We start from the raw sequence: 17,141 nt of genomic DNA, 5'->3' as shown, positions 1-17,141 counted from the left end.
ATGGCCATGGGAGACATGGTCGTTGTCCGCAAGGAGGGCCTGTACTGCGTACCGGGTGATTTCTATATCGATCCATGGCGCCCGGTGCCGCGCGCCGTGATCACGCACGCGCATGGCGACCATGCACGCGTTGGTCACGGCCACTACCTGGCCGCTGCGCCCGGCATTGGTGTACTCAAGTCGCGCCTGGGCGACATCACGGTCGATGCGATGGAATACGGCCAGTCGGTGACGCACAACGGCGTGAAGATTTCGCTGCATCCGGCCGGCCACGTGCTGGGCTCGGCGCAGGTACGCATGGAAGTTGGCGGTGAAGTCTGGGTCGCATCGGGCGACTACAAGGTCGAGCCCGATAAAACCTGCGCGCCGTTCGAGCCCGTGCGCTGCGACACCTTCATTACCGAATCCACCTTCGGGCTGCCGATCTACCGCTGGCAACCCGAAGCCGAGTTGATGGCGGAGATCAACGCCTGGTGGCGCAAGAATGCCGACGAGGGGCGTTGCAGCGTGGTATTCGCGTACTCGTTCGGCAAGGCGCAGCGCATCCTGGCGGGCCTGGACGCGAGCATCGGCACGATCGTCTGCCACGGTTCGGTGGAGCCGCTCAACCGGGCGTACCGCGCCGAAGGTGTCGACATTCCACCGACCGTGCTGGTGACCGAGGTCGAAAAGGCACTGCTGCGGCGCGCGATGGTGATCGCGCCGCCGTCCGCCAGTGGCTCGACCTGGATGAAGCGCTTCGGCGACTACAGCGATGCCTTCGCCAGCGGCTGGATGTTGTTGCGCGGCGCGCGGCGCCGGCGCGGCGTCGATCGCGGCTTCGTGCTGTCGGACCACGCCGACTGGCCTGGCTTGATGAGCGCCATCAAGGCGACGGAAGCCGAGCGCGTGATCGTCACGCACGGCTCGATCCCGACGCTCGTGCGCTGGTTGAACCAGAACGGGCTGGAGGCATCCGGCTTCGAGACCGAGTACGGCGATGAAGAGGCAGGCGAGGCCGCATCCGATGGCGCGCCAAAGGAACCGGTTGCTCCCGAAAAGACAGCAGGAGCGGCCGATGCGTGAATTCGCCCGCCTGTACGCCGATCTCGACGAGACCACGTCGACCACCCGCAAGCTCGAAGCGCTGCAGGCATATTTTTCCAACGCCGCGCCCGAGAATGCCGCGTGGGCCGTGTACTTCCTGGCCGGCGGCAAGCCGCGCCAGGCGGTGCCGACCAAGTTGCTGCGCCAGTACGCCATCGAGTACGCCGTGCTGGACGAGTGGCTGTTCGATGAATCGTATGCGGCCGTGGGCGACTTCGCCGAAACCATCGCGCACATCCTGCCACCACCGACCGAACGCTCCGACGTTGGCCTCGCCGAGTGGATGGAAGAGCGCATCGGCCCGTTGCGCGGCGCCGATCCGGGCCGCATTCGCGAAGCGTTGTTCGGCTACTGGAATGAGCTCGACTGGCGCGAGCGCTTCCTGCTCGTCAAGCTGATTGGCGGCGGTTTCCGCGTGGGCGTCTCGCGCCTGCTCGTCACGCGCGCGCTCGCCGCCATTGCGGCAGTGGACAGCAAACTCATTGCCCAGCGCCTGATGGGCTGGACCGATGGCCGCGTGAAACCGACGGCGGCTGGCTTTTTGCAACTGATCGCCGAGCAATCGGCTGAAGAACACAAGCTGCGCGGCGGGCAGCCGTACCCGTTCTTCCTGTCGCACCAGCTGGCGGCCGAACCGGCGAGCCTGGGTCAGCCATCTGACTGGATCGTCGAATGGAAGTACGACGGCATCCGCGCGCAACTCGTGCGGCGCGACGGCCAGAGTTTCCTGTGGTCGCGCGGCGAAGACCTGATCACCGAGCGGTTCCCCGAGTTGGCCGCAGCGCGCCTGCCGGATGGGATGGTGCTCGATGGTGAAGTGCTGATCTGGCAGCCCGATGCGGCAATGCCGTCGCCGTTCGCTGACCTGCAAAAGCGCATCGGCCGCAAGACCTTGTCCGCCAAGCTGCTGGCCGAACTGCCGGCGGTGCTGTGCTGTTATGACCTGCTCGAACTAGACGGCGTCGACCTGCGCGGCTTGCCGCAGCACGAGCGGCGCGCGCTGCTGGAAGTCGAAGTGGCCAAGCTCGATCAGCGCCAGTTGCGCCTGTCGCCAGTGGTCGAAGCCGACAGCTGGGAAGCGCTGGCCGAACTGCGCGCCGGCTCGCGTGCGCGCAGCGTCGAGGGCATGATGCTGAAGGCGCGCACGGCGCAGTATGGCGTCGGACGCACGAAGGATGTCGGCATCTGGTGGAAGTGGAAAATCGATCCGTACGCCATCGATGCGGTGCTGCTGTATGCGCAGCCAGGCAGCGGGCGGCGCGCGTCGCTGTACACCGACTATACGTTCGCCGTGTGGGACGGGGAGGGTGACGAACGCAAGCTGGTGCCGTTCGCGAAAGCGTATTCGGGCCTGACCGATGCCGAGATCGGGCAGGTTGATAATGTCATCCGGCGCACGACGATCGAGAAGTTCGGGCCGGTGCGGTCGGTGAAGCCGACAATGGTGTTCGAGATTGGCTTCGAGGGCATTGCGCTCTCGCCACGCCACAAGGCCGGTATCGCGGTGCGCTTCCCGCGCATCCTGCGCCGACGCACCGACAAACCGGTCGAGGAAGCCGACACGCTCGACACGCTGAAGGGTTTGCTGGAGGCGGCCACGGCATGAGTCGCAATGAAGTCAAGGATCGGGTCGACGCGTGGTTCGCCGGACGTGGCTGGACGGTGTTCCCGTTCCAGCGCAATGTCTGGAAAGCGGCGCTCAAGGGTGAATCGGGCCTGCTGCATGCGAACACCGGCGCCGGCAAGACGTTTGCCGTCTGGTTCGCGGCGCTGCAGCGCGCGGGGCTGGCGTCGGGGCGCAACAAGGCGGGCCTGCGTGTGCTGTGGATCACGCCGATGCGAGCCTTGGCGGCAGATACCCAGCGCGCGCTCGAAGACTCCGCCGCCGAGCTGATGCCCGAGTGGCGCATCGGCGCGCGCACGGGCGACACGAAAGCCAGCGAACGGGCGCGCCAGACGCGCAGCATGCCGGCCACGCTGGTGACGACGCCCGAAAGCCTGACGCTCATGATCAGCAACGCTGCGGCGCTCGAGCAGTTCCGCAACCTCGACATGATCATCGTCGACGAGTGGCACGAACTGATGGGCAGCAAGCGCGGCGTGCAGGTGCAACTGGCGCTGGCGCGGCTGCGGCGCTGGCGGTCCGAGCTCCTGGTCTGGGGCGTGTCGGCGACGATGGGCAACCTCGACCTGGCGCGCCAGGTCTTGCTGGGCGCGGACGCGGGCGTGCTGGTCGAGGGCGACACGCGCAAGAAGATCGTCGTCGATTCCCTGATTCCCGAGAATGTCTCGCGCTTTCCCTGGGGCGGGCACCTGGGCCTGCAGATGCTGCAGCCCGTGATCGAAGAGATCGAAAAACACGAGGCGACGCTCGTGTTTACCAACACCCGTTCGCAGTCCGAGATCTGGTACCAGAACATCCTCGAGGCGCGGCCCGACTGGGCCGGCGTGATCGCGCTGCACCATGGCTCCCTTGATCGCGAGGTGCGCGAGTGGGTGGAACTTGGCCTGAAAAGCGGCATCCTCAAGGCCGTCATCTGCACGGCGAGCCTGGACCTGGGCGTGGATTTTCTGCCGGTCGAGCGCGTGTTGCAGATCGGCAGCGCCAAGGGCGTGGCGCGCCTCTTGCAACGCGCGGGCCGCAGCGGCCACGCGCCGGGGCGCGTTTCGCGCGTGACGCTGGTGCCGACCAACAGCCTCGAATTGCTGGAAGCCGCAGGCGCGCGCAAGGCGGTGGCGGCGCGCCGTATCGAGGGCCGCTACGTGCCCAACAAGCCGTTCGACGTGCTGGTCCAGCACATCGTGACGGTGGCGCTGGGTGGCGGCTTTCGCTCCGACGAACTGTATGACGAAGTACGCCAGGCCTGGTCGTACCGGCACCTGACGCAGGAAGAGTGGCAATGGGCGCTCGACTTTGTCGCGCGTGGCGGTCAGAGCCTGACCGTGTATCCCGAATACCGGCGCGTTCTGCCGGACGAGGAGGGCGTGTACCGCGTGCCCGATGCCGCGATCGGCCGCCGGCACCGGATGAGCATCGGCACCATCATGTCCGATGCGACGATCCAGGTGAAGTACATGTCGGGCGGGCGCATCGGCAGCGTCGAGGAATCGTTCATTTCGCGTCTCAAACCGGGCGACCGTTTCCTGTTCGGCGGACGCATCCTCGAATTCGTGCGGGTGCACGAGCTGACGGCGTTCGTGCGGCGCGCGACCGGCACGCGCGGCGCCATCGCGCGCTGGCAGGGCGCCAAGATGCCGATGTCGAACGAACTCGCGCACGCTGCGCTGGAAGAATTGCGGCTGGCCGATACGGGTGTGTTCGATGGCCCCGAGATGCGCGCGCTGGCGCCGCTGATCGAGATCCAGCAGCGCTGGTCGGCGCTGCCCACCAGTGAGACGCTGGTGCTCGAATCGATGAAGAGCCGCGAAGGGTATCACCTGTTCGTGTACCCGTTCGCCGGGCGTTCGGTGCACATGGGCCTGGCCTCGCTGATGGCGTTTCGCGTCGGGCGCGTGCAGCCGATCACGTTCTCGATTGCGATCAACGACTACGGCTTCGAACTGATGTCGCCCGAGCCGGTGGACTGGGCAGGCATGTTCGCCGCGTCCACCGGGGCGGGCGTGGCGCTGTTCGACACTGAGCGCCTGCTCGAAGACGTCATCGACAGCCTGAATGCGACGCAGTTGTCGCAGCAGCGCTTTCGCGAAGTCGCGCGCATCGCGGGGCTCGTGTTCCAGGGTTATCCGGGCCAGCCGAAATCGAACCGGCAGTTGCAGGCGTCGTCGTCGCTGTTCTTCGAGGTGTTCCGCAAGCACGACGCGGGTAATCTGCTGCTCACGCAGGCCGAGCGCGAAGTGATGGAGCAGGAGCTGGAACTGACGCGCCTGCGCGACACGCTGCTCGAGCTGCACGCGCGCCGCGTTGCCTACCGCGAGGTCAAGCGCGCCACGCCGTTCGGCTTCGCGCTGATGGTCGAGCGCTTCCGCGAAAAGGTCAGCACCGAGAAACTGAGCGACCGTGTCGCGCGCATGGTGCGCGAACTCGAAAAGGCGGCCGCATGACCCATGCGACCATCCAGGTGGCGGGCGAGACGCTGCTGCTGTTGCCCGAGAAGGCCGTCTACTGGCCGGCCCAGCACATGCTGATCGTGGCCGACATCCACTTCGGCAAGGCGGCGGCGTTTCGCTCGCTGGGCGTGCCGGTGCCGCGCGGGACCACGTCGGAAAACCTGGCCGGCCTCGACGCACTGGTCGCGCAGCACGACGCGCGCCACGTCGCGTTCCTCGGCGACTTCCTGCATGCGCGCGCAGCCCATGCCAGTTCGACCCAGCTGGCGATGCTGGCCTGGCGCGGGCGCCATCCCGACCTCGCCCTGACGCTCGTGCGCGGCAATCACGACCTGCACGCGGGTGACCCGGCCGAGGCGCTGGGCATCGAGCTGGTCGACGAGCCGCATGCGATCGGGCCGTTTGCGTTTTGCCACCATCCGGGCGTCGATGCGGCGGGCTATGGCCTGGCCGGCCACGTGCATCCGGTGTACGTGCTGGCCACGCGCTTCGATGCGCTGCGCCTGCCATGCTTTGTCGTCGGTACGCAGGGCCTGCTCCTGCCATCGTTCGGCGCGTTCACGGGCGGCCACGCGGTCAAGCCGGGGCCGGGCGACCGTATCTATGTGACCTCGGGCGACATGGTGCACGGCGTCGGCTAGCGGCTGCGTACGTCAGCGTACCGACCAGGGGCGATCGTAGGCGTAAGGTCGGCCATTGATCCGCTGATGCCAGGAGAACGCCAATGAAACTACGCCTCATGATGTGCACCATCGCCGCCGCCATGGCGCCAGCCACGGTACTGTTGACCGCCAGCGGCAGCGCTCTGGCGCAGTCTGCGCCGCAAACCCGCACCGCCACGCCAGCCATCAATGGTTTCAATGTCGAAGAAGTCGCGCGGCTCGACCAGGGTGTCCGCCTGCAGTTCGACCTGTACGGTACGCCCGGTGGAAACGCCACGCTGAACCTGGATGGCGCGAACCGTGCGCTGCATCTGACCGAAGTCGAACCCGGCCAGTACACGGGTTCGTACGTGATCGGCACGCGTGACCGCCTGAAGGCCGACAGTCGCGTGACCGCCGAGCTGCGCATGGGGAACGAGGTCGCCACGAGCGTGCTGCGCGAATCGCTCGTGCGGGGTGATGTGGCCCAGGCTGCGGACGACACGCGCCAGCTGGCCACCAAGGATTCCCGTATCGCCGCCGCCGCACCCGGCGCGGCGCCACCGCCAGCCCCGCGCACGACCGAGCGCCCGCGTGTGGCCCGCTACTGCACCAGTTGCGGCATCATCGAGAAAGTGGAGACCGTGCAGGGCGCCTTGCCCAATCCACGGCCATTGGCCAGTGACGCCACGGCGCGCCAGTATTTCCGCGTCACGGTGCGCATGAATACGACCGACACGACGCAGGTGCTGGAGTTCGCCAACAATCCGGGCTACCGGAACGGCGACCGCGTGCGTGTCAACGACGGCGTGCTGACGCTCGACAAGCAAGAGTAATCCGGACCGTACGCACCAATGACAACGCCCGCCATCACTGGCGGGCGTTGTCATTGGGCGGACGGGTTTCAGGCCGTGGCCAGCACCTGATCGTCGCCCGATTGATCGAGCTCGGCCTTTTGCTTGGCGCTTGCCTTCGTGCGTGATCGCGATGGGGGCAGGCGGCGCAGCGTCTTGAGCGATTCGGCATCCTTGATGCCGATGGTGCGCTGGTCGACGGTGATCATGCCGATCTCGTTGAAGGCCGACAGCGTGCGGCTGACGGTTTCCAGCGTGAGGCCCAGGTAGCTGCCGATTTCGTGGCGGGTCATGCGCAGGTTGAACAGCTTGCTCGAGTAGCCCATCGCGGCGAAGCGGTCGGCCAGTGACACGAGAAAGCGTGCCACGCGCGCCTCGGCCGACAGGGCGCCGAGCATGCCGATCATCGTTTGTTCACGCACCAGCTCGCGGCTCATGACGCCGTACATCATGTTCTCGAGCTCGTTGTGCACGCGGCCCAGCGCCGTCAGTTTCTTGAAGGGCAGCAGGATCAGGTCGCAGTCAGACAGGGCCACCGCCTCGGACGCATAGTGGCGCGTGTGGATGCCGTCGACGCCAAGCATGTCGCCCTTCATCGGAAAGCTGAGCACCTGCTCGTTGCCGAATTCATCGATCAGCACGGTCTTGAGAAAGCCCGAGTTGACGATGTACAAGGTGTCGAAGGCCTGGCCGATCGTGTGGACACGCTGGCCGGTCTTGAACTGTACGTGCTGGAACAACAGTTCTTCGGAGCTTACCGAAACGCTGGCCTGGATACGCAGCAGGTCGCAGACTTCCTTGAGGTTGGACCAGAGTCGGCCCTGGCGCTGGCGACCGGCCTCCATCGGGGAATGCAGGGTCGGCTGGTTGGCGTTGCGTGGTTCTGACGGTGGCTGAGACTGCATGCTCTTCTCCGGTGAGAAACTCAGGGTTTGAGGCGACCCCGGCGGCACAGCCGAAGTTGACGCACATCTGCCGTGCCATTGATTGCTAGCGGCTGACGCTGTGACTTGGATCGCGAGCAAGTCAAAGCGGCGAATTCAGTATGCCAACACGAGCCCGGCACGACTATCAGCGTTGCCTGAAAATGTAGGTAGGACAGATGGTGGGGTTGTAGGACAATTCCTACTGGCAAGCGGCGTTGCCCGACTGACGGAGGGGTGAAACCGGAAGGTCAGAACTTTGTTTTTGAACAAACTAGTTCGTGGGTGCAGTTGTTGCGCAACATCGGATCGGGAGGTCGGCGTGAGGTCATGAACCCGCCGTAGTCAAGCTTTCATTGGCGAGAGCAGGCGGTGCGCTACGGCGTATTGCACCATTTCCGAGAGCGAACTCATGCCCATTTTCTGCATGATGCGGGTTTTGTGGGTGCTCACCGTCTTGACGGAAAGATGCAGGCCGTTGGCGATCTCGGTAATCGATTTCCCACCCACGAGATGGGAAAATACCTCAAATTCGCGGTCGGATAACTGCTTGTGAAGCAATTGCTCGCTTGGGGCCATGATATTCAGGGCCAATTGCTCTGCGACCTCGGTACTGATATAGGGGCGCCCCGAAGCCACCTTGCGGATGGCGCCCACCAACTGCGTGCCCGCGCTTTCCTTCGTCAGATACCCCTGGGCGCCAGCCCGGATCGCGCGCACGGCGTATTGCTCTTCTTCGTGCATCGTGAGGATGAGAATGGCCAGTTTGGGCGCTTCGCTGCGCACCTGGCGGATCAGGTCGACACCACTGCGCCCTGGCATCGACAAGTCGAGCAGCAGCAGGTCGAAACCGCCCTGGCGCACCAGCGCCAGCACCTCGAACCCATTGGTTGCTTCGCCGACAATGTCAACTTCTTCGGCGCCCTCCAGGATACGTTTGAGACCTTCGCGCATGATCGTGTGATCGTCCGCGATGACAATTCTGACCATGTCGATTCCTCACACATTAAGAGGTTTCCTACCCCGAAAACCGTTGTTCAGTTAAACACGTTTCCCGGGGTAAGTCCTGCTATCAATACTGCGGGTTGCCCTGGATGCCTTGGTGCGAATTGCAGACGGTGTTGTCCCGTTCAGACTGCGGGCTCGGCGATCAGCCGGTGGACCAGCACCGGTTTGGCGGTATGCGACAGCACCTTGTTCGTGACACTGCCCAGCAGTAACTGGTTCCAGCCGCTGCGGCCATGCGAACCCATGAAGATCAGGTCGCAGCCTTCCTGCTCGGCGACCTCGACGATCTTGAGCGCTGCCGTATCCGAAAACGCCGTCAGGCAGCGGTGCGCAAGATTGGCCGACGCGCAGGAGCGCGTGATCTTGCCCATGTACTCCTCGCCCATCCGGCGCATCTGGGCCACATATTCTTCTTCGCTGGGATACGAGGGCGGGATGATCTCGACGTACACCGGATACTGGTACTCAGGCGCGACGAACAGGGCCAGCACTTCGGCGCCCAGTTGCTGGGCAAACTTGACGCCGGCGCAGGCGGTGTGCTGGGAGACGGCGGACCCGTCGGTTGTAATCAAAATTTTTCGGTACATGATGATTCTCCTCAGGGCATCTCCATTCTGACAACCATATGCCGAATGGCCAGTGTTGAAAACGCAAAGTGTTGAGTTCGCTCAAACGTCAGGTGACCGTCCGGATGCGACACTTTCTCACGGAAAACAACAGCACGATCACAAAATACAACACCAAGCATATAAAAACGATCAGGAATTGCACGTTTTAATTGTCGCGGAACTAAGTTTTCACGCCCATTTTGTTGCATTGCCTTCTCTTAGATTTACCTACGGCAACCACGCTGATACACTCGCAGGCAACACTAGTCCCATCGATGGGCGCGGAAATGACGGGCCCGGTGGACGCAACACCCCCAGTATTGCAGAGCTGATTGCGAATTTATATTATGGAGAAGCAGGGATTATGACCAACGCCGCTGACGATTTCGACGCACTATTCGAGGAAGTGGCGGCGCAGCGCACCAGCGCTTCGCCAAGTCCTGCTTCCGCGGCCCCCGTGGCAGCGCCTGCCCCGGCAGCCGCTGCCAGCAACGACGAGGACGACCTCGATTCGCTGTTCGACCAGGTGTCCGCTACCGCCACATCGACTGCCCCCGCTGCACCAGCTGTACCAGCTGCCGCTGCACCGTCGAGCGCCGCTGCAATCACGACCGCGACCCCGGCCGCTGGTGAAGAAGGTGGCGAAAACAGCGGCATGTTCGAGCGCCTCGGCGGCATCGTGCGCCTGCTGCACGACTCGCTGCGCGAACTGGGCTACGACAAGGCGCTCAATGAAGCCTCGTCGCAAATCGTCGACGCACAGGACCGCCTCGAGTATGTCGCCACGCTGACCGAACAGGCTGCCAACAAGGTCCTGAACACGCTCGACGAAGGCATGCCGGCGCAGGACGTGCTGTCGAAACAGTCGAAAGACATGGAACTGCGCTGGGGCGACCTGTTCGACGGCAAGCTGAGCCTGGACGAATTCAAGGCGCTGGCCGGCGACTCGCGCCAGTTCGCCACCAGCGTGACAGCGGCCACCGAAGCCGAAAAGGCGCGCCTGCTCGAAATCATGATGGCCCAGGACTTCCAGGACATCACCGGCCAACTGATCAAGAAAGTGGTCAAGATCACGCAGGCCGTCGAGGGCGAGCTGGCCCAGCTGCTGCGCGACAATGCACCGCCTGACCTCAAGGAAAAGCTGGCGCAGAAGCAGGCAACACCGGAACCACTGATGCAAGGCCCGTCAGTGCCGCAAGCGGCGCTGAACCAGGACAACGTTGACGATCTACTTGCCGATCTGGGATTCTAATGGACGATATGCTGAAGGATTTCGTCGTCGAGGCGATGGATCTGGCGGTCAATGTCGAAGAGCACCTGTTGCGCCTCGAACGCGATCCCGACAACAAGGAAACCCTGAATGCGGTGTTCCGGTCGTTCCACACGATCAAGGGCGGCGCCGGTTTCATGGGCTTGCCCGCGCTGGTCGCAGCCTGCCACCTGACCGAGAACCTGTTCGACGCGCTGCGCACCGGCGCCGCGCCGGTTACGCCGATCGCGATCGAAGCAGCGCTGCAGGCATCGGGCTTCGTGGCCGACCAGTTGGGTGACCTGAACAACGGCACGCCGCCGGAAGGCCTGGCGCAGATGCCGGCCGATCTCGAACGCATCCTGATGGACGCGATCGAAGGCAAGGGCAACAGCGCGCCGGCGCCAGTCGCCGCGCCGGTTGTGCAAGCACCCGTGGAAGCGCCAGTGGTAGCCGCGACGGCCGCGCCGGTCGTTGGCGACGATGGCCTGGACTGGGTCGGCATGTACAACACGGTGGTCCCGGCCGCCAGCGCCATCGCCGGTGCACCTGCCGTTGCTGCTGCCGCGACGATTGCAGTTACAACGCCAGCGCCAGCGGTTGCCCAAGCCGCACCCGCAGCCGCCACCCCGTCTACGGCAGTCGCCACCACGACGACTCCCGCAGCCGGCGGCAAAGGCTGGGACGGCACTGAACGCCGCAATGACACCAAGCCGGTCGCCAACGCGCCGGCCAAGGACGAAAGCATCCGCATCGATGCGGTCAAGCTCGACGCGCTGCTCGAAGTGGCGGGCGAATCGGTCCAGGCCGCGAACCAGGCCGCCGTGCTGCTCGAACGCCTGCAGCAATTCAAGTTCGAAGGCCAGGCTGCGACGCTGATCGCCACGCTGGCTGAAACGCTGGAACGCGCATCGCGCTATTCGGCCGAACTGCAGCGCGCCACACTGGCCACCCGCATGCAGCCGGTGGGCCGCCTGTTCCAGAAATTCCCGCGCCTCGTGCGCGAGCTGGCCAAAGACCTGGGCAAGGACGTCGAACTGACCATCGAAGGCGCCGAGACCGAAGTCGACCGCGTCGTCGTGGACAGCCTGTACGATCCGCTCGTGCACATGCTGCGTAATGCGCTGGACCACGGTGTCGAGTCGCCTGCCGACCGCGTCGCCAACGGCAAGCCGGCCAAGGCCTTCATCCTGCTGAAAGCCTGGCAGGAAGCCAACAGCGTCATGATCGTGCTGCAGGACGACGGCAAGGGCATGGACCCGAGCCGCCTGCGCAAGATCGCGATGGACAAGGGCCTGATCGGCGAAAACGGCGCCCAGAGCGATGAAGACGCTTACCAGCTGGTGTTCCTGCCGGGCTTCTCGACCAAGGAAGTCGCTTCCTCGGTGTCGGGCCGCGGCGTGGGCATGGACGTGGTCAAGACGGCGGTGGAAAAAAACCGCGGCGCCATCCGCATCGAATCGCAGATGGGCAAGGGCACACGTTTTGCGATCCGCCTGCCGATCGAACTGTCGATCGTGCCGACGATGCTGGTGTCGACGTCGGGCGCGCAACTGGCGCTGCCGATGGCGGTCGTCGAGCGCGTCGTCGAACTGCCGGACGAATTCGCCTGTGTCGGCGGCGCCCCGGTGCTGAAGGACCAGGGCCGTCCGCTGCCGGTGCGTTCGCTGGCGCTGGCGCTGGGCTACGAGGCCGGTTCCGAAAAGGTCGGCATCGTCATCAATGCACCACAACCGTACATCCTGGCGATGGAAGCGGTCGATGGCACGGCCGACCTGGTGATCAAGCCGATGACGGCATTGTCCGTCGAAGGCATCACCGGCACGGCGCGTTCGGCCGAGGGCGAACTGGTGCTGGTCGTGGGCCTGTCGTTCCTGATGGACGGCTGCCGCAGCAGCGTGCGCCTGGCAGCATAACGTTGCATTACGCAGTGCCACCGCCACGCGGCGGCAAAAGCGCAGAGAAAAGCCCGGGTCACTGATCCGGGCTTTTTTTATTTGTGCATGGCAAACCCCTTGCAAACTTAATTTGCCACATGTTATGGTCCTTGGCATAAACATGCGCTGCCCCGGCATGGTGCACCACAGCACAACTATGGCATAATCGAAAACCCGGCTGCCGGGCACCCTGTCCCGGCGACCGCGCGCACCCCCTGTGCGCCCTCACACCGCATCAATGGACTGACCATGCAAAAAACGCTCTACGACAAACTCTGGGATTCCCATGTCGTGCGTGCCGACGCCGATGGCACCACCGTCCTGTATATCGACCGGCACCTGGTACACGAAGTGACCAGCCCGCAAGCCTTCGATGGCCTGCGCGACGCGGGCCGCGGACTATGGCGCACATCGAGCACGCTGGCCGTGGCCGACCATAACGTGCCCACCACCGACCGTGCCCAGGGCATCGCCGACCCGACCTCGCGCCTGCAGGTCGAAACGCTCGACGCCAATACCAAGGCGTTCGGTCTCACGTACTTCAACATGAACGACCGGCGTCAGGGCATCGTGCACGTGATCGGGCCGGAGCAGGGCGCCACGCTGCCCGGCATGACGGTCGTCTGCGGCGACTCGCACACGTCGACCCACGGCGCTTTCGGTTGCCTGGCCCATGGCATCGGCACCTCGGAAGTCGAGCACGTGCTGGCCACGCAAACGCTGCTGGCCAAGAAGTCCAAGGCCATGCTGGTCAAGGTCGAGGGCGATCTGCGCCCGGGCGTGACCGCCAAGGACATCGTGCTGGCCGTGATCGGCCGCATTGGCACGGCCGGCGGTACCGGCTACGCCATTGAGTTCGGTGGCGCCACGATCCGCGCGCTGTCGATGGAAGGCCGCATGACGGTCTGTAATATGGCGATCGAAGCAGGCGCGCGCGCCGGCATGGTGGCGGTCGACGACACCACGATCGCCTACGTCAAGGACCGGCCGCTCTCGCCCACGGCCGATCAGTGGGAGCAGGCCGTGGCCTACTGGCGCACGCTGCACAGCGACGACGGCGCCGTGTTCGACACCGTCGTCGAACTCGATGCGCAGGACATCCAGCCGCAGGTCACCTGGGGCACCTCGCCCGAGATGGTGATTGCGATCGACGGTCGTGTGCCGGATCCGCTCGACGAACACGATCCGGTGCGCCGCGGCGCCATCGAAAAAGCACTGGTCTACATGGACCTGGCGGCGGGCACGCCGATCGACGAAGTAGCGATCGACAAGGTGTTCATCGGTTCATGCACCAACTCGCGCATCGAAGACCTGCGCGCCGCCGCCGATGTCGTGCGCGGCCGCCAGCGCGCGCCCAACGTCAAGCTGGCGATGGTCGTGCCGGGGTCGGGCCTGGTCAAGGAACAGGCCGAGCGCGAAGGCCTCGACCAGATCTTTTTGGCCGCCGGCTTCGAATGGCGCGAGCCGGGCTGCTCGATGTGCCTGGCGATGAACGCCGACCGCCTGGAACCGGGCGAGCGCTGCGCGTCGACGTCGAACCGCAACTTCGAAGGCCGCCAGGGCCAGGGTGGCCGCACGCACCTGGTGTCGCCGGCCATGGCCGCCGCCGCAGGGATTGCGGGGCACTTTGTCGACGTACGCGCGCTCTGATGCGTTAAGGCGCATTGCGGTCAATTCCACGATCATTTTCTCGTTCAGGACATCATGAAAAAAGCTCTCGCACTCTCCCTCGTCGCCATCCTGCTGGCCGGCTGCAACACCGTCTCGGGCATCGGCCGCGATGTCTCGAAGGTCGGCCAGGTCGTGACCGGCGCCGGCGGCAAATAAGGGCAACAAGATGGATAAGTTCACCGTACACGAAGGCCTGGTGGCGCCGCTCGACCGCGCCAACGTCGATACCGACGCCATCATCCCGAAGCAGTTCCTCAAGTCGATCCGGCGTACCGGCTTCGGCCCGAACCTGTTCGACGAATGGCGTTACCTGGACCACGGCGAACCGGGGCAGGACAACAGTGCGCGGCCGCTCAATCCCGACTTCGTGCTGAACCAGCCGCAGTTTGCGGGCGCCTCGATTCTGCTGACGCGCAAGAACTTCGGCTGCGGCTCGTCGCGCGAGCACGCGCCGTGGGCGCTGCAGCAATTCGGTTTTCGCGCCGTCGTCGCGCCGAGCTTCGCCGACATCTTCTTCAATAACTGTTTCAAGATTGGCCTTCTGCCGATCGCCTTGACCGAAGACGAAGTCGAGGCGCTGTTCCAGGCAGTCGAGCGCCAGCCGGGCTTCCAGCTGACGATCGACCTCGAACAGCAGCGTATCGGCACGCATGACGGCAGCCTGTCGTTCGGCTTTGCCATCGACGACTTCCGCAAGTATTGCCTGTTGAATGGCCTGGACGACATCGGCCTGACGTTGCGCCATGCGGACGAGATCCGCACCTTCGAACAACGCCATATCGCGGCCCAGCCGTGGCTGGCCAACGCGATCTGATCGCGGGCCAGGACAAGAAACCAAGACAAGAAAGACGAGCATGAAGATTGCGATCCTGCCGGGTGACGGCATCGGCCCGGAGATCACCGCCCAGGCGGTCAAGGTACTCAACGCGCTCGGCGAGCGCTTCGAGATGGATACTGCAGAAGTGGGCGGCGCCGGCTACGCCGCGCACGGCCATCCGCTGCCGGACAGCACGCTCAAGCTGGCCAAGAATGCCGACGCGGTGCTGTTCGGCGCCGTGGGCGATTATAAATATGATGGGCTCGAGCGCGCGCTGCGCCCCGAACAGGCGATTCTTGGCCTGCGCCGCGAACTGGGTCTGTTTGCCAATCTGCGCCCGGCCATCCTGTACCCCGAGCTGGCCGGCGCCTCGACCCTCAAGCCCGAGGTGGTGTCGGGCCTGGATATCCTGATCATCCGCGAACTGACGGGCGACATCTACTTCGGCAAGCCGCGCGGCGTGCGCGAATGCCCGGACGGTCCGTTCAAGGGGCAGCGCGAAGGCTTCGACACGATGCGCTACGCCGAAGGCGAAATCCGCCGCATCGCGCACGTGGCGTTCCAGGCCGCGCTGAAACGCGACAAGCGCGTGACCAGCGTCGACAAGGCCAACGTGCTCGAGACGGGCCAGTTCTGGCGCGATATCGTCACCGACGTCCACAAGGAATACGCCGGGGTCGAACTCGATCACATGTACGTCGACAACGCCGCCATGCAATTGGTGCGCGCACCGAAAAAATTCGATGTACTCGTGACCGGCAATATGTTCGGCGATATCCTGTCGGACGCCGCCGCGATGCTGACCGGTTCGATCGGCATGCTGCCATCGGCCTCGCTCGATGCGAACAACAAGGGCCTGTACGAGCCGTCGCACGGTTCGGCGCCGGACATCGCGGGGCAGGGCGTGGCCAATCCGCTGGCGACGATCCTGTCGGCCGCGATGATGCTGCGCTTTACTTTTGGCCTCACGGAGCAGGCCGACCGCATCGACAACGCCGTCAAGCGCGTGCTGGCGCAGGGGCTGCGCACGCCGGATATTCACGAAGCAGGGTCCACCCGCGTGGGCACCGAAGAGATGGGCAACGCGGTCGTCGCGGCGCTCGGATAACACTGTAATCACACTGAAAGAAGACGATGAAATTAGTTGGTCTGGTAGGTTGGCGCGGCATGGTTGGCTCGGTCCTGATGCAGCGTATGCAGGAAGAGGGCGATTTCGACCACATCGAGCCGGTGTTCTTCACGACGTCGAATCCGGGCGGCGCCGCGCCGGCGATGGCGAAGAATGAAACCACCCTGAAGAGCGCGAGCGACATCGCCGAGCTCTCCAAATGCGAGATCATCATTTCCTGCCAGGGCGGCGACTACACGAGCGAAGTGTTCCCGCAATTGCGCGCGGCGGGCTGGAACGGCTACTGGATCGACGCCGCATCCACGCTGCGCATGAACGACGACGCGGTCATCGTACTCGACCCGGTCAACCGCGCCGTGATCGATGCCGCGCTGTCGCGCGGCGTGAAGAACTACATCGGCGGCAACTGCACCGTGTCGTGCATGCTCATTGGCCTGGGCGGCCTGTTCGAAGCCGGCCTGGTCGAGTGGATGACGTCCATGACCTACCAGGCGGCATCGGGCGGCGGCGCGCAGCACATGCGCGAACTGCTTACCCAGTTCGGCACGATCAACAGCGCGATCAAGCCACTGCTGGACAACCCGGCATCGGCGATCCTGGAAATCGACCGCACCGTGCTGGCCACCCAGCATGGTTTATCGGCTGACGAAACGAAGCAGTTTGGCGTGCCGCTGGCCGGCAACCTGATCCCGTGGATCGACAAGGATCTGGGCAACGGCCAGTCGAAAGAAGAGTGGAAGGCCGGCGCCGAGACCAACAAGATCCTGGGTCGCGGTGCAGGCTTCGACGCCAAGCCGATTCCCGTCGATGGCCTGTGCGTGCGCATCGGCGCGATGCGCTGCCACTCGCAGGCACTGACGATCAAGCTGACGAAAGACGTGCCGCTGGACGAGATCAGCGACATCATCGCCTCGCACAACGCGTGGACGAAGGTCGTGCCGAACAACCGCGAAGCATCGATGCGCGACCTGTCGCCAGCCGCCGTCACGGGCGGGCTGACCATTCCCGTGGGCCGTCTGCGCAAGATGTCCATGGGTGACGATTACCTGTCGGCGTTCACGGTTGGCGACCAGCTGCTGTGGGGCGCGGCCGAGCCGCTGCGCCGCATGCTGCGCATCGTGCTGGAACGTTAAACGCTTCGCACACCGGG

At 64.6% G+C, this 17,141-nt stretch carries 15 protein-coding genes; 12 read left to right on the top strand and 3 right to left on the bottom strand.

The features are described from left to right. Window positions 1-6: 6 nt before the first annotated feature. From AC56LW_RS02915 to AC56LW_RS02895, 5 genes are all read left to right on the top strand, one after another. Window positions 7-1,065, top strand: a complete 1,059-nt coding sequence (locus AC56LW_RS02915; RefSeq protein WP_499631443.1) for a ligase-associated DNA damage response exonuclease — start codon at window positions 7-9, stop codon at window positions 1,063-1,065. Then, complete coding sequence (locus AC56LW_RS02910) at window positions 1,058-2,692, top strand: ATP-dependent DNA ligase (protein ID WP_499631440.1); 1,635 nt, start codon at window positions 1,058-1,060, stop codon at window positions 2,690-2,692. Before AC56LW_RS02915 ends, AC56LW_RS02910 begins: the two co-directional genes overlap by 8 nt. Then, the gene (locus tag AC56LW_RS02905; RefSeq protein WP_499631437.1) at window positions 2,689-5,148 is read left to right on the top strand and encodes a ligase-associated DNA damage response DEXH box helicase; all 2,460 of its coding nucleotides are present in this window, start codon (window positions 2,689-2,691) and stop codon (window positions 5,146-5,148) included. The genes AC56LW_RS02910 and AC56LW_RS02905 overlap by 4 nt, the downstream gene beginning before the upstream one ends. Then, a complete protein-coding gene (gene pdeM, locus AC56LW_RS02900; protein ID WP_499631434.1) occupies window positions 5,145-5,795 on the top strand; it encodes a ligase-associated DNA damage response endonuclease PdeM in 651 nt (216 codons plus the stop codon). Before AC56LW_RS02905 ends, pdeM begins: the two co-directional genes overlap by 4 nt. An 83-nt stretch (window positions 5,796-5,878) precedes the next feature. Beyond that, on the top strand, window positions 5,879-6,631 hold the full coding sequence (locus AC56LW_RS02895) for a hypothetical protein (protein ID WP_499631432.1): 753 nt from the start codon (window positions 5,879-5,881) through the stop codon (window positions 6,629-6,631). A gap of 68 nt (window positions 6,632-6,699) precedes the next feature. Here the strand turns inward: AC56LW_RS02895 and AC56LW_RS02890 are convergent, their stop codons facing one another. The 3 genes from AC56LW_RS02890 to AC56LW_RS02880 all read right to left on the bottom strand — a co-directional run bounded on the left by AC56LW_RS02890 (window position 6,700) and on the right by AC56LW_RS02880 (window position 9,167). Next, entirely contained in the window at window positions 6,700-7,494 is a 795-nt protein-coding gene (locus tag AC56LW_RS02890) for a Crp/Fnr family transcriptional regulator (RefSeq protein WP_258835976.1), read from the bottom strand. A 423-nt stretch (window positions 7,495-7,917) separates the two neighbouring features. Further along, window positions 7,918-8,562, bottom strand: a complete 645-nt coding sequence (locus AC56LW_RS02885; protein ID WP_183555538.1) for a response regulator — start codon at window positions 8,560-8,562, stop codon at window positions 7,918-7,920. Window positions 8,563-8,702: 140 nt separating this feature from the next. Continuing rightward, window positions 8,703-9,167 carry a universal stress protein gene (locus AC56LW_RS02880; protein WP_332531539.1) on the bottom strand — a complete coding sequence of 155 codons (465 nt, stop codon included), beginning with the start codon at window positions 9,165-9,167 and terminating at the stop codon, window positions 8,703-8,705. Between the two features lie 385 nt (window positions 9,168-9,552). Here AC56LW_RS02880 and AC56LW_RS02875 point away from each other — a divergent pair, with 385 nt between their 5' ends. From AC56LW_RS02875 to asd, 7 genes are all read left to right on the top strand, one after another. Then, window positions 9,553-10,440, top strand: a complete 888-nt coding sequence (locus AC56LW_RS02875) for a protein phosphatase CheZ (RefSeq protein ID WP_499631428.1) — start codon at window positions 9,553-9,555, stop codon at window positions 10,438-10,440. After that, on the top strand, window positions 10,440-12,353 hold the full coding sequence (locus AC56LW_RS02870; RefSeq protein WP_499631425.1) for a chemotaxis protein CheA: 1,914 nt from the start codon (window positions 10,440-10,442) through the stop codon (window positions 12,351-12,353). Before AC56LW_RS02875 ends, AC56LW_RS02870 begins: the two co-directional genes overlap by 1 nt. 270 nt (window positions 12,354-12,623) lie before the next feature. After that, window positions 12,624-14,024 (top strand): 3-isopropylmalate dehydratase large subunit, encoded by a 1,401-nt coding sequence (gene leuC, locus AC56LW_RS02865; protein WP_332531543.1) that lies wholly within the window; start codon window positions 12,624-12,626, stop codon window positions 14,022-14,024. A gap of 54 nt (window positions 14,025-14,078) precedes the next feature. Next, window positions 14,079-14,201: a hypothetical protein gene (locus AC56LW_RS02860; protein WP_258835162.1), complete on the top strand. Its 123-nt coding sequence runs from the start codon at window positions 14,079-14,081 to the stop codon at window positions 14,199-14,201. Window positions 14,202-14,211: 10 nt separating this feature from the next. Beyond that, entirely contained in the window at window positions 14,212-14,859 is a 648-nt protein-coding gene (gene leuD / locus AC56LW_RS02855; RefSeq protein WP_499631422.1) for a 3-isopropylmalate dehydratase small subunit, read from the top strand. A gap of 40 nt (window positions 14,860-14,899) precedes the next feature. Then, window positions 14,900-15,970 (top strand): 3-isopropylmalate dehydrogenase, encoded by a 1,071-nt coding sequence (gene leuB / locus AC56LW_RS02850; protein WP_499631419.1) that lies wholly within the window; start codon window positions 14,900-14,902, stop codon window positions 15,968-15,970. Window positions 15,971-15,996: 26 nt separating this feature from the next. After that, complete coding sequence (gene asd, locus AC56LW_RS02845) at window positions 15,997-17,124, top strand: aspartate-semialdehyde dehydrogenase (protein ID WP_183555530.1); 1,128 nt, start codon at window positions 15,997-15,999, stop codon at window positions 17,122-17,124. The last annotated feature ends 17 nt before the right edge of the window (window positions 17,125-17,141 follow it).

The sequence above is a fragment of the Telluria sp. LT2P80 genome, assembly GCF_059685955.1.
The sequence above is the reverse complement of the archived record's forward strand: the minus strand, read 5'-3'. Positions and strand labels throughout refer to the sequence as shown.

What these genes read in the sequence shown, in the direction of transcription:
- AC56LW_RS02895 (WP_499631432.1), top strand. Translation starts at nt 5,879, where the DNA reads ATGAAACTACGCCTCATGATGTGCACCATCGCCGCCGCCATGGCGCCA.
- AC56LW_RS02870 (WP_499631425.1), top strand. Translation starts at nt 10,440, where the DNA reads ATGGACGATATGCTGAAGGATTTCGTCGTCGAGGCGATGGATCTGGCG.
- leuD (WP_499631422.1), top strand. Translation starts at nt 14,212, where the DNA reads ATGGATAAGTTCACCGTACACGAAGGCCTGGTGGCGCCGCTCGACCGC.
- leuB (WP_499631419.1), top strand. Translation starts at nt 14,900, where the DNA reads ATGAAGATTGCGATCCTGCCGGGTGACGGCATCGGCCCGGAGATCACC.
- AC56LW_RS02890 (WP_258835976.1), bottom strand. Translation starts at nt 7,494, where the DNA reads ATGGAGGCCGGTCGCCAGCGCCAGGGCCGACTCTGGTCCAACCTCAAG.
- AC56LW_RS02875 (WP_499631428.1), top strand. Translation starts at nt 9,553, where the DNA reads ATGACCAACGCCGCTGACGATTTCGACGCACTATTCGAGGAAGTGGCG.
- pdeM (WP_499631434.1), top strand. Translation starts at nt 5,145, where the DNA reads ATGACCCATGCGACCATCCAGGTGGCGGGCGAGACGCTGCTGCTGTTG.
- leuC (WP_332531543.1), top strand. Translation starts at nt 12,624, where the DNA reads ATGCAAAAAACGCTCTACGACAAACTCTGGGATTCCCATGTCGTGCGT.
- AC56LW_RS02910 (WP_499631440.1), top strand. Translation starts at nt 1,058, where the DNA reads ATGCGTGAATTCGCCCGCCTGTACGCCGATCTCGACGAGACCACGTCG.
- AC56LW_RS02915 (WP_499631443.1), top strand. Translation starts at nt 7, where the DNA reads ATGGGAGACATGGTCGTTGTCCGCAAGGAGGGCCTGTACTGCGTACCG.
- AC56LW_RS02885 (WP_183555538.1), bottom strand. Translation starts at nt 8,562, where the DNA reads ATGGTCAGAATTGTCATCGCGGACGATCACACGATCATGCGCGAAGGT.
- AC56LW_RS02880 (WP_332531539.1), bottom strand. Translation starts at nt 9,167, where the DNA reads ATGTACCGAAAAATTTTGATTACAACCGACGGGTCCGCCGTCTCCCAG.
- asd (WP_183555530.1), top strand. Translation starts at nt 15,997, where the DNA reads ATGAAATTAGTTGGTCTGGTAGGTTGGCGCGGCATGGTTGGCTCGGTC.
- AC56LW_RS02905 (WP_499631437.1), top strand. Translation starts at nt 2,689, where the DNA reads ATGAGTCGCAATGAAGTCAAGGATCGGGTCGACGCGTGGTTCGCCGGA.
- AC56LW_RS02860 (WP_258835162.1), top strand. Translation starts at nt 14,079, where the DNA reads ATGAAAAAAGCTCTCGCACTCTCCCTCGTCGCCATCCTGCTGGCCGGC.